Raw genomic sequence first — 12,580 nt, forward strand, 5'->3', positions numbered from 1 at the left:
TGGCGTGAGGACGGGTCACCGGAAGAGACGGTCCAGCACCACCGCAACCCCGTCCTCCTCGTTCGACGAAGTCACCTCGTCGGCCACCCCCTTGAGCTCCGGATGCGCATTGGCCACGGCAACCCCCCGCCCCGCCCACGCGAACATCGGCACATCATTCGGCATATCGCCGAAGGCAATCGTGTCGGCGGCCCCCACCCCGATCCGCTCCGCCGCGAGGCTGAGCCCGGTCGCCTTGGTCACGCCGCGCGGCTGCAGCTCGACCGTCCCGGGCCCCGACATGGTGACGGTGGCGAGCGGCCCCACCGCGGCTCTCGCCACCGTCGCCAACTCGTCGTCGGACAGGGACGGGTGGCGCAGCAGCACCTTGCTGATGGGCCGCTCCCAGAGCGCGGCGCGCCCACGGACCCGTACGGCGGGCAGCGTCGGATGCGGCATGAGGTAGCCGGGCTCGATGAGCGTGAGGCCCTCCACCCCGTCCTGGTCGACGGCCGCGTACACCTGTCCGACCTCGGCCTCGATCTTCCCCAGGGCCTGCTCGGCGAGATCCCGGTCGATCGTCAGCGACCACAGCAGCCGGTCCCGTACGCCGTCGTACAGCTGCGCCCCCTGCGCGCACACGGCGAGCCCGCTCCCGCCGAGGTCGTCGAGGATCGGCTTCACGCGGGGCGCGGGCCGCCCCGTCACCACGATGTGCCGGGCGCCCGCGGCGACGGCCGCCGCCAGGGCGCCGCGGGTCCGGTCGGAGACCGTGTCGTCGCCGCGCAGCAGCGTGCCGTCCAGGTCCGTGGCGATGAGTGCATATGCGGGTGCGGGCATGATCCGAAGAATACGGACCGGCCGTGCCCCCGACCCGTCGAGTACCGGCCGCCCTGGCGAGGTACGGCCGGTCACGACGTGGTCGTGTCATCTGTTCGGGGTACCCCCGACAGGGTCAACCGGTGTGACCATCACGGTAGTTGTCGGTGCCACCGGTCAACCGTGCGCCGACGCCAGATGCCCGGCGAGCCGCGGCGAGGCGAACTCCGTGCCACAGACGAAGCGCATGACAGGCCCGTACGAGGACCCGCCCAGCATGCCCGTGAAGTACAGGCCGGGGACCGACGACACATAGCCGGCGCCGAGCCGCGGCGTGCCCCGGCTGGTGGCGAGCCGCGTGCGCAGCCCCTCCCCCAGGAACGGCATCGCCGCCAGGTCCACCCGGTACCCCGTCGCCGCGATGACATGGTCGGCGGACAGCTCGTCGGCGCGGCCGCCGAGCGTCCGCACGCTCAGGACCGGCGCGCCCTGCGACACCGTCACCCGCTCGATCCCCGCGACGTCGCGGACCGCGACCTTGCCCTCGAACCGATCCTTCAGCCACCACGCGCCCAGCGGCCCGAGCACCCGCCTGACCAGGAAGTGCCGTGCCTGCGGCGGGAGATGGCGGTACGGATGCGGGTAGTACGTGAGCGCGTAGAGCGACCACGCGTTGCCGAACGGGGTCTCCGGGCGGAACCTCGGCTGGTGCCACGGTGGCGCCCCGAAGCGGACCCGGCCCTTGCCGCGCGCGACCACCGTCACGCTCGCGCCCGCCTCCGCCGCGAGCGCCGCCGTCTCCAGGGCGGACTGGCCCGCACCGACGACGGTCAGCTCCTTGCCGGCGAACCGGGACAGGTCGTGGTGCTGCGCGCTGTGCGAGACCGGGCCCGTGGGGGTGGGTCCGTCCGGCACGGCGGCGGCGAACTCCCCCGGCAGGTGCTCAAGGCCGGACAGGCCGGTGGCGACGACCACCGCCCGCGCCGTGAACTGCTCGCCCGAGTCCAGCTTCAGCTCGAAGCCCTCGCGCTCGCGCCGGTCCACGGAGACGACCCGCACCTGCTCCAGGTCGGGCACCAACTTCTTCTGGAACCAGTCGCCGTACTCCACGAACGTGTCGGCGGATATCAGGTCCTCGTCCGTGACGAGCCGCTTGATCCCTGCCGCATCGCAGTAGTCGACCAGCTTGTGTCCGCGCTGCGGCGCGTCGATGTTCGACGCGGACGGCACCGACTTGAGGATCATGCCTTCGGGCATGTGCGAGCGCCAGCTCACCATGGGTTCCCCGAAGACCCTGACGGGTATCCCGCGCGCCCTCAAGTGCGCCGCGGTGGACAGGCCGTAGGGACCTGCACCTATGACTGCTACCGGATGATTCACGAAGCCCCTCCCCAGGACGACGTAGCGTCACCTACTTCGTTCACTTCGTTCCGGTCCGGCCGCCGCGTCAGGCGCCCGAACCGGTGCTGGCGCCGCGGCGGTTGGTCCGCCACAGCTGGTACAGATGCTTGGCCCCCGGCCGTACGAGCCGGGCGAGCATCGTGAAGAACGGCCGCGGATCGTCGGCCGCCCACCACGCCAGCTCCGTGCCGCTCGCGCGGGACGGGGCGTGCGGGGTCGTATAGCCGCTGCGCCGGTATGCCAGCAGGGCCGGCAGGTCGATGTTCTCGACGACGTAGCGGTGTCCCGCCCGCTGTTCCCCCTCCGGAACGGTGCGGCCGGTGAGTGCGAGGTGCATGGCACGGACGACGTCGACGCCCGCCTCGTTCTCGAAGAGGCGGAACTGGGCGCCCATCCGCGGATTGAAGTCGAGCAGCTTGTACTGTCCGTCGCGCCGGTCGAAGCGCAGGTCGAGGTCGATGATTCCGGTGAAACCGATCTGTTTGATGAAACGTGCGGCGACGTCCGCGAGTTCCGGATTGTCGACGACATACGCGTTCGCCGTCATGCCCGCGTGCGGTGGCCAGGAGCGGACCTTGACCCCGGTGAACATCGCGAGCGGCGTGGAGTCCTGGTCGAAGTAGGCGTGCACGATCCAGTCCTCGGCGTCCTCGCGCGGCAGATACTCCTGGAGGATCACGCCGGGCTTCTCGCCCCAGTCGAGGGCGAGTTGACGCAGTCCCTCCGGTGACGCGATCTTCGTGGTCCCGTTGACGGCGGGCTGCGAGCGCCGCGTGAACGCCTCCCGGTTCTTCGCCACGACCGGAAACCGGGTCCGCACCGCGAACTCCTCGATGTCCGCGTACGACGCCGGGAACGCGGTCGTCGGCGACGGGATGCCGTGCTCCACGCACAGTTCGTGCAGGCCCTGCTTGCTCGCGAGGCGGCGCGGCAACTCCCGCTCCACGCGCGGGAAGAGCAGGCCCGCGCCGGCGAGCGGGTCCTGATGTTCGGCGATGAGGACCGCCGCCTCCTCGTCAGTCGGGATCAGCACCGTCGGCCGGCCGATCCGGCGGGCGACGCGCAGCAGGCCGTCGACGAGCCGCTCCGGCCCCTCCGTCCCCGTCGTACGCCAGGGAAAGGACCGGCACAGATAGCGCGAGGCCGCCGCGGGCGTGTAGCGGTCCTCGGTGATCGCGTACATGGGCACGCCGAGGCGCCCCAGACTGCGGATCGCGCCCACCCCTCCGTGATGGAGCGGATAGTCGCCGAACTTGACAATCAGGCCCGGGACATCACGGTCCACGGCCAACGACACGCTTCCAGCGCTGCTGGCACTCCCGGCGCTCCCGGCCACGGGTCCCCCCACGTGTCCCCCCTCGGACCCGGACCCTGAATACCCGGACCCTGAATACAGGGCAGTCCAGCCCCGTCCGTGCCCACCGGACAATCACGCTAAGCCGGAACCCACCACTCCATCAACGGGTCATTCGGACATTGCGAACTCTTTAGGCACTGCCGCAAACCGGTACCTCCCACGTAACGTGTGGCGCACCCGAATGGAAAGTGAGGCCCGCAGGCATGGCACCCGCAGCCACCTCAGAGTCCGCGTCCGAGCCCACCCCGCTCGACCGTCTCGACCCACTCGACCTTCCCGAAGGCCACCCCTTCGGCCCGCACAACCTTCCGTACGGAGTCTTCTCCCTCACCGAAGACGGCTCGGGTGACGGCGAGCGCTCGGTGGGCGTCCGGGTAGGGGACCACGTCCTGGACGCGGGCGCCGCCGCCGCGGCCCTCGGCTCCCCCTACGTCTCGGTCCTGGCCCGCCCGAGCCTCAACTCCCTGCTGGCCGCAGGCCGTACGACCTGGTCGGACGTGCGCCGCGCCCTGACGGCCTGGGTCACGGTCCCGGCCCACCGCGAGGTCGTCCGCCCCTTCCTGCACCCCCTCTCCTCGGTCACCCTGCACCTCCCGTTCGAGGTCGCGGACTACGTCGACTTCTACGCGTCCGAGAACCACGCCTCGAACCTCGGCCGCCTCTTCCGTCCCGACGAGGAGCCCCTGAAGCCCAACTGGAAGCACCTTCCGGTGGGTTACCACGGCCGCTCCGGCACGGTCGTCGTCTCCGGCACGGACGTGGTGCGCCCCTCGGGCCAGCGCAAGGCCCCGGCCGACCCGGCCCCTGTCTTCGGCCCGTCCGTCCGCCTCGACATCGAAACGGAGGTCGGCTACGTGGTCGGCGTCCCGTCGCGGCAGGGCACACCGGTCCCGCTCTCCTCCTACCGGGACCACGTCTTCGGCCTCTGCCTCCTCAACGACTGGTCGGCGCGCGACATCCAGAACTGGGAGACGGTGCCGCTCGGCCCGCACCTCGGCAAGTCGTTCGCGACGTCGATCTCCGCGTGGATCACCCCGCTCGACGCCCTGGAAGCGGCCCGCGTGGGCCCGCCGGAGCGGTCGGTGCCGCTGCTGCCGTACCTGGACGACAGCGGCCCCGAGGCGGCCGCCGACCCCGCCGGCTACGACCTGCGCATCACGGTCACCCTCAACGGCCAGGTCATCTCCGAACCCCCCTTCTCCGGCATGTACTGGACGGGCGCCCAGATGCTCGCCCATATGACGGTCAACGGCGCCTCCCTGCGCACCGGCGACCTCTACGGCTCAGGCACGATCAGCGGCACGGAGGACAACGAACGCGGCTCCCTGATCGAGATCACCTGGAACGGGCAGCAGCCGCTCGACCTCCCCGACGGCAAGCGCGGCTTCCTGGAGGACGGCGACGTGGTCACCCTCTCCGCCTGGGCCCCCGGCCCGGACGGCGCGAGAGTCCACCTGGGCGAGGTCACGGGCCGCATCGTGCCCACCACCTGAGCGACACCGGGGCCGGGCGCCGCCGTTGACCGTTGCGCTGCACCGGGGGCCGCCTTGCCCACCCTGCCGCCCAAGGCGGCAGATTGCCCAAGGCGGGGGCGGCGAGTGGGCAACATCAAGCCCGCTCCGGGACGAGAGCCAGCGGGGTCCGGGCAATTCAAGCCCCGCCGGCGATTGAGCAGCGGGGTCCGGGGCGGAGCCCCGTGGCGCCCACCCCGTGCTACCAGTCGACGTCCTCCGGCACCGGCTCATCCTCCGGCGGCGGCTCCTGGCCCACATAGTCGGGCCAGGGGTCGTCGTCCCGGCCCGCCCCGGAGGACCCCGCCACACCGGACGGCGCCGCCTCACCTCTCAGACCCGCCAAAACCCCCAGCACACCTTCCCCCCACGTCGCCAGCTTCTTCTCGCCGACGCCGCCGATCGCCCCCAACTGGGCAAGCGACGTCGGCTGTTGCAGCGCGATCTCGCTGAGCGTCGCGTTCTGGAAGATGACGTACGCCGGCACCCCGTTCTCCTTCGCCTGCGCCCCGCGCCAGGCCCGCAGCGCCTCGAAGACCGGCGCCACCTCCGCCGGCAGCTCGACCGCGGGCGACTTCGCCTTCCGCTCTCGGGCCGCCGCCGCACGAGGCGCCGGCTTCGGCTCCTTGCGCAGCCGCACCTCCCGCTGCCGCCCCAGCACGGTGCCGCTCTCCTCGGTGAGCACCAGCGTCCCGTACTCCCCCTCGACCGCGATGAGCCCCTGCGCCAGCAACTGCCGCACCACGCCCCGCCATTCGGCCTCGGCGAGCTCCTCACCGATACCGAAGACGGAGAGCTGGTCGTGGTCGAACTGGATGACCTTGGCGCTCCGCTTGCCGAGCAGGATGTCGATGATCTGGCCCGCGCCGAACTTCTGTCGCCGCTCTCTCTCCAGCCGCACCACGGTGGAGAGGATCTTCTGCGCGGCGACCGTGCCGTCCCACGTCTCGGGCGGCGACAGGCACGTGTCGCAGTTGCCGCAGGCCTCGGCGCCTTCCTGCCCGAAGTACGTGAGCAGTTGGGACCGGCGGCACCGCGCCGTCTCGCACAGCGCCAGCATCGAGTCGAGGTGGGCGGAGGCCCGGCGCCGGAACGCCTCGTCCCCCTCCCCCATGTTGATCAGCTTCCGCTGCTGGACCACGTCCTGCAGCCCGTACGCCATCCACGCCGTCGACGGCAGGCCGTCACGCCCGGCGCGGCCGGTCTCCTGGTAGTAGCCCTCGACGGACTTCGGCAGGTCGAGGTGGGCGACGAACCGTACGTCCGGCTTGTCGATGCCCATGCCGAACGCGATGGTCGCGCAGACGACCAGGCCCTCCTCGCGCAGGAACCGCGACTGGTGCCTCGCACGCGTGCCCGCGTCCAGGCCCGCGTGGTACGGCACCGCCTCGATCCCGTTGCGACTGAGGAACTCGGCCGTCGCCTCCACGGACTTGCGGGACAGGCAGTAGACGATGCCGGCGTCGCCCTCGTGCTCCTGCTTGAGGAAGCCGAGCAGCTGCTTCTTCGGGTCGGCCTTGCCGACGATGCGGTACTGGATGTTGGGCCGGTCGAAGCTCGCCACGAAGTGCTTGGCGTCCGGCATGCCGAGGCGCTGGGTGATCTCCTGGTGCGTGGCGTGCGTCGCCGTCGCGGTGAGGGCGATGCGCGGCACGTCGGGCCAGTTCTGGCCGAGCACGGACAGGGTCAGATAGTCGGGACGGAAGTCGTGGCCCCATTGCGCGACGCAGTGCGCCTCGTCGATCGCGAAGACGGAGATCTTGCCGCGCGACAGCAGCCCGAGCGTGGAGTCGAGGCGCAGCCGCTCCGGCGCCAGATAGAGCAGGTCGAGCTCGCCCGCGAGGAACTCGGCCTCCACGAGGCGGCGCTCCTCGAAGTCCTGCGTCGAGTTCATGAACCCGGCGCGCACTCCGACCGCCCGCAGCGCGTCCACCTGGTCCTGCATCAGGGCGATCAGGGGCGAGACGACGATCCCCGTACCGGCTCTGACCATCGCCGGGATCTGGTAGCACAGCGATTTGCCGCCACCGGTCGGCATGAGTACGACGGCGTCCCCACCGCCCACCACGTGCTCGATGATCGCTTCCTGCTCACCGCGGAAAGCGTCGTACCCGAAGACCCGGTGGAGCGTGGCTAGCGCCTCGCTCCCGGTCACCTCGCTCATACCCTGTGTCCCGTCCATCGCCCTGTCCCCGTGCGTCCAGCTCGTCTCGACTTCTCCAGTAACGATAGGGGTCCGGACTGACACCCCGAAAAGTTATCCACAGGTTGGGGGTGCGCCCCGCACACAGGGAAGCCCGGTCCCCTTGGGGGACCGGGCTTCCACTGCGCGCGACGGCGGTATCGCTACCGCACGAACACCCCGGCCTGACCTGCCAGGTCCAGGAAGTACTGCGGCGCGACGCCCAGCACGATCGTGACCGCGACGCCCACCCCGATCGTCGTCATGGTCAGCGGCGACGGCACGGCCACGGTCGGGCCGTCCGTCTTCGGCTCGCTGAAGAACATGAGGACGATCACGCGGATGTAGAAGAACGCGGCGATCGCCGAGGACACGACACCGACCACGACGAGCACGCCCGCGCCGCCCTCGGCCGCCGCCTTGAACACGGCGAACTTGCCCGCGAACCCGGAGGTGAGCGGGATACCGGCGAAGGCCAGCAGGAACACCGCGAAGACCGCCGCCACCAGTGGGGACCTGCGCCCGAGCCCAGCCCACTTCGACAGGTGCGTCGCCTCGCCCCCCGCGTCGCGCACCAGCGTCACCACGGCGAAGGCGCCGATGGTCACGAAGGAGTACGCGGCCAGGTAGAAGAGGACCGACGAGACCCCGTCGGGCGTCGTCGCGATGACACCGGCCAGGATGAAGCCGGCGTGCGCGATCGACGAGTACGCGAGCAGCCGCTTGATGTCGGTCTGCGTGATCGCCACGATCGCGCCACCCAGCATCGTGACGATGGCGACGGCCCACATGACAGGACGCCAGTCCCAGCGCATCCCCGGCAGGACGACGTACAGCAGTCGCAGCAGCGCGCCGAAGGCCGCAACCTTCGTGGCCGCCGCCATGAACCCGGTCACCGGCGTCGGCGCGCCCTGGTACACGTCCGGCGTCCACATGTGGAACGGGACGGCGCCGACCTTGAACAGCAGGCCCATGCCGACCAGCGCCATGCCGATGAGCAGCAGCGCGTCGTTGCCCATGGTGTCGGCGAGGGCCGGGTCCACGTTCTGGATCGAGCCGTCGACGACGCTCGCGATCGTGGCGTACGAGACGGAGCCCGCGTAGCCGTACAGGAGCGCGATGCCGAACAGGGTGAAGGCGGACGCGAAGGCGCCGAGCAGGAAGTACTTGACCGCGGCCTCCTGCGACATGAGCCGCTTGCGGCGGGCCACTGCGCACAGCAGGTACAGCGGGAGCGAGAAGACTTCCAGGGCGATGAACAGCGTCAACAGGTCGTTCGCCGAGGGGAAGACCAGCATGCCGCCGATCGCGAAGAGCGCCAGCGGAAACACCTCGGTGGTGGTGAACCCGGCCTTTATGGCCGCCTTTTCGCTGTCACTGCCGGGCACGGAGGCGGCCTGCGCGGCGAACGAGTCGACGCGGTTGCCGTGCGCCTCCGGGTCGAGCCGCCGCTCGGCGAACGTGAAGATCGCGACGAGGCCGGACAGCAGGATGGTCCCTTGGAGGAACAGCGCCGGGCCGTCGACGGCGATCGCACCCATGGCCGCGATGTGCGCCTTCGTCGTCCCGTAGCCGCCGGCCGCGAGCCCCACGACCGCCGCGAAGGCGGCCGCGAGCGCGACGACGGCGAGGAACACCTGCACGTAGTAGCGGGAACGGCGCGGCACCAGGGCCTCGACCAGGATCCCCACGACGGCGGCACCAATGACGATCAAGGTCGGCGACAATTGCGCGTACTCGATCTTCGGTGCGTCGATCTTGGAGATCCCTTCTTGAATAGGCCCAGCAGCTGCCGTTGTCCACAGGCTGTGGACGGAAGAAGCACTCACCAGCGCACTCATTTGTGAGCCGCCTCCACTTCCGGCTTCGGGTCCTTCTTGTGGACGTCGGACAGGGTGTGCTTGACCGCCGGGTTCACCAGCTCGGTGAGCGGCTTCGGGTAGACGCCCAGGAAGATCAGTACGCCGATCAGCGGGACCACGACCGCGAGCTCACGCACCCGCAGATCCGCGATGCCCTCGGTCGACGGCTTCACCGGGCCCGTCATGGTGCGCTGGTAGAGGACCAGCGTGTAGAGCGCGGCGAGCACGATGCCGAAGGTGGCGATGATGCCGATCACCGGGTAGCGCGTGAACGTGCCGACCAGGACCAGGAATTCACTCACGAAGGGCGCGAGGCCCGGCAGCGAGAGCGTGGCGAGGCCGCCGATCAGGAACGTACCGGCGAGCACCGGGGCGACCTTCTGCACGCCCCCGTAGTCCGCGATGAGCCGCGAGCCGCGCCGCGAGATCAGGAACCCGGCGACCAGCATCAACGCGGCGGTCGAAATACCGTGGTTGACCATGTAGAGCGTCGCGCCGGACTGGCCCTGGCTGGTCATCGCGAAGATGCCCATGATGATGAAGCCGAAGTGCGAGATCGACGCGTAGGCGATCAGACGCTTGATGTCGCGCTGGCCGACCGCGAGCAACGCCCCGTAGACGATGCTGATCAGGGCGAGCACCAGGATCGCCGGCGTCGCCCACTTGCTCGCCTCCGGGAAGAGCTGGAGGCAGAAGCGGAGCATCGCGAACGTGCCGACCTTGTCGACGACTGCCGTGATGAGTACGGCGACCGGGGTGGTGGCCTCCCCCATCGCGTTCGGCAGCCAGGTGTGCAGCGGCCACAGCGGGGCCTTCACCGCGAAGGCGAAGAAGAAGCCCAGGAAGAGCAACCGCTCGGTGTTGGTCGCCATGTCGAGCGAGCCATTGGCCCGCGCGGCGGCGATCTCCTGGAGCGAGAAGTTCCCCGCCACTACGTAGAGGCCGATGACGGCCGCCAGCATGATGAGGCCGCCGACGAGGTTGTAGAGGAGGAACTTCACGGCCGCGTACGAGCGTTGGGTCGCGGCCTCCTTCTCGCCGTGCGGGCCCGCCCGGTCCCCGAAGCCGCCGATGAGGAAGTACATCGGGATGAGCATGGCTTCGAAGAAGATGTAGAACAGGAAGACGTCGGTGGCCGCGAAGGAGATGACCACCATCGCCTCGACGAGGAGGATCAGGGCGAAGAAGCCCTGCGTCGGCCGCCACCTCGTGTTACCGGTCTCCTGCGGGTCGGCGTCGTGCCAGCCCGCGAGGATCACGAACGGGATCAGCAGCGCGGTCAGCGCGATGAGCGCCACCCCGATGCCGTCCACGCCCACTTCGTAGCGGACCCCGAAGTCCGCGATCCACGCGTGGGATTCGGTGAGCTGGAAGCGTCCGCCGCCCGGGTCGAAGCGGACCGCGACCACCGCCGCGAGCACCAGGGTGGCGAGCGAGAACAGCAGCGCGAGCCACTTGGCCGCGGTGCGCTGCTTCGCCGGCACGGCGGCCGTGGCGATCGCGCCCACGGCTGGCAGTACCGCCGTCGCTGTCAGCAAAGGAAAAGACATCGGTATCAGACCGCCCTCATCAGCAGGGTCACCGCGGCAATGACCGCCGCGCCGCCGAACATCGAGACGGCGTACGAGCGCACGTAGCCGTTCTGGAGTTTGCGCAGCCGACCGGAGAGGCCGCCGACCGAGGCCGCCGTCCCGTTGACCACCCCGTCGACCAAGGTGTGGTCGACGTACACGAGGGAGCGCGTCAGGTGCTCGCCGCCGCGCACCAGGACGACGTGGTTGAAGTCGTCCTGGAGCAGGTCACGCCGCGCGGCGCGGGTGAGCAGCGAGCCGCGCGGGGCGACCACCGGGACCTCTCGGCGCCCGTACTGGACCCAGGCGAGACCCACACCGATCACCAGGCACACCATGGTGGCTCCGGTGACCACGCCCGCGCTGATGGGCGCGTGCCCGTGGTCGTGCCCGGTGATGGGCTCCAGCCAGTGCAGGAAGCGGTCCCCGATGGAGAAGAAGCCACCGGCGAAGACCGAGCCGACCGCGAGCACGATCATCGGGATCGTCATGGAGGACGGGGACTCGTGCGGGTGCGGCTCGTGACCCTCCGCATCGGGCTGCCAGCGCTTCTCCCCGAAGAAGGTCATGATCATCACGCGGGTCATGTAGAACGCGGTGATCGCCGCGCCAAGGAGAGCCACGGAGCCGAGGATCCAGCCCTCGGTGCCGCCCTTGGCGAACGCCGCCTCGATGATCTTGTCCTTGGAGAAGAAGCCGGACAGACCCGGGAAACCGATGATCGCCAGATACCCGAGGCCGAACGTCACGAAGGTGACCGGCATGTACTTGCGCAGCGCGCCGTACTTCCGCATGTCCACCTCGTCGTTCATGCCGTGCATGACCGAACCGGCACCGAGGAACAGACCCGCCTTGAAGAAGCCGTGCGTGACCAGGTGCATGATCGCGAACACATAGCCGATGGGGCCGAGGCCCGCGGCGAGGATCATGTAGCCGATCTGCGACATCGTCGAACCGGCGAGCGCCTTCTTGATGTCGTCCTTCGCGCAACCGACGATCGCACCGAACAGCAGCGTGACCGCGCCGACGATGGTGACGACGAGCTGCGCGTCCGGCGCCCCGTTGAAGATCGCGCCGGAACGGACGATCAGGTAGACGCCCGCGGTCACCATGGTCGCGGCGTGGATGAGGGCCGAGACCGGGGTCGGGCCCTCCATCGCGTCCCCGAGCCAGGACTGCAGCGGCACCTGGGCCGACTTGCCGCACGCGGCGAGCAGCAGCATCAGGCCGATCGCGGTCAGCTTGCCCTCGCCGGTGTCACCGACGCTGTCGAGCACCGGCTTGAAGGCGAACGTTCCGAACGTCGTGAACATCAGCATGATCGCGATCGACAGACCCATGTCGCCGACGCGGTTGACCAGGAACGCCTTCTTCGCGGCGGTGGCCGCGCTCGGCTTGTGCTGCCAGAAGCCGATGAGCAGGTACGAGGCGAGTCCCACGCCCTCCCAGCCGACGTACAGGAGCAGGTAGTTGTCGGCGATGACCAGGAGGAGCATCGCCGCGACGAACAGGTTCAGGTAGCCGAAGAAGCGGCGGCGCCGCTCGTCGTGCTCCATGTACCCGATCGAGTACAGGTGGATCAGCGTGCCCACACCGGAGATCAGCAGGACGAACGTCATCGACAGCTGGTCCAGCTGGAAGGCGACGTCCGCCTGGAAGCCCTCGACGGGGATCCAGCTGAACAGGTGCTGACTGAGCGTGCGGTCCTCCGGGCCCTTGCCGAGCATGTCGGTGAAGAGCACGACGGCGATCACGAAGGAGACGGCCGCGAGCAGCGTGCCGAGCAGATGACCCACCCGGTCCAACGCCCGCCCACCGCACAGCAGTACAGCCGCTCCGAGCAGTGGCGCTGCGACGAGCAGCGCAATCAGGTTCTCTGCGTTCATAGCGGTTCAGCG

The 12,580-nt window shown here is 69.7% G+C and carries 8 protein-coding genes; 1 reads left to right on the top strand and 7 read right to left on the bottom strand.

The window, feature by feature from the left end:
* Positions 1-15 precede the first annotated feature (15 nt).
* The 3 genes from OKJ99_RS29540 to OKJ99_RS29550 form a co-directional block, all read right to left on the bottom strand.
* Complete coding sequence (locus OKJ99_RS29540) at positions 16-819, bottom strand: HAD family hydrolase (protein WP_326020953.1); 804 nt, start codon at positions 817-819, stop codon at positions 16-18.
* A 156-nt stretch (positions 820-975) separates the two neighbouring features.
* Positions 976-2,178: an FAD-dependent oxidoreductase gene (locus OKJ99_RS29545; protein ID WP_326020955.1), complete on the bottom strand. Its 1,203-nt coding sequence runs from the start codon at positions 2,176-2,178 to the stop codon at positions 976-978.
* 67 nt (positions 2,179-2,245) lie between these two features.
* Positions 2,246-3,496 carry a carboxylate--amine ligase gene (locus tag OKJ99_RS29550; protein ID WP_407700787.1) on the bottom strand — a complete coding sequence of 417 codons (1,251 nt, stop codon included), beginning with the start codon at positions 3,494-3,496 and terminating at the stop codon, positions 2,246-2,248.
* 263 nt (positions 3,497-3,759) lie between these two features.
* Between OKJ99_RS29550 and fahA the strand changes: the two genes are divergently transcribed.
* The gene (gene fahA / locus OKJ99_RS29555; RefSeq protein WP_326020959.1) at positions 3,760-5,049 is read left to right on the top strand and encodes a fumarylacetoacetase; all 1,290 of its coding nucleotides are present in this window, start codon (positions 3,760-3,762) and stop codon (positions 5,047-5,049) included.
* A 220-nt stretch (positions 5,050-5,269) separates the two neighbouring features.
* On the opposite strand, the gene recQ is transcribed toward fahA, so the two are convergent.
* From recQ to nuoL, 4 genes are all read right to left on the bottom strand, one after another.
* Positions 5,270-7,231, bottom strand: coding sequence for a DNA helicase RecQ (gene recQ / locus OKJ99_RS29560; RefSeq protein WP_407700788.1), 1,962 nt, complete (start codon positions 7,229-7,231; stop codon positions 5,270-5,272).
* 182 nt (positions 7,232-7,413) lie between these two features.
* Positions 7,414-9,078 (bottom strand): NADH-quinone oxidoreductase subunit NuoN, encoded by a 1,665-nt coding sequence (gene nuoN, locus OKJ99_RS29565; protein ID WP_326020961.1) that lies wholly within the window; start codon positions 9,076-9,078, stop codon positions 7,414-7,416.
* 8 nt (positions 9,079-9,086) lie between these two features.
* On the bottom strand, positions 9,087-10,661 hold the full coding sequence (locus OKJ99_RS29570; RefSeq protein ID WP_326020963.1) for an NADH-quinone oxidoreductase subunit M: 1,575 nt from the start codon (positions 10,659-10,661) through the stop codon (positions 9,087-9,089).
* Between the two features lie 5 nt (positions 10,662-10,666).
* The gene (nuoL, locus tag OKJ99_RS29575) at positions 10,667-12,568 is read right to left on the bottom strand and encodes an NADH-quinone oxidoreductase subunit L (RefSeq protein WP_326020964.1); all 1,902 of its coding nucleotides are present in this window, start codon (positions 12,566-12,568) and stop codon (positions 10,667-10,669) included.
* Positions 12,569-12,580: the final 12 nt, after the last annotated feature.

It is taken from the genome of Streptomyces endophyticus, assembly GCF_035798155.1.
In the GTDB taxonomy this organism is placed as follows: Bacteria; Actinomycetota; Actinomycetes; order Streptomycetales; family Streptomycetaceae; genus Streptomyces; species Streptomyces endophyticus.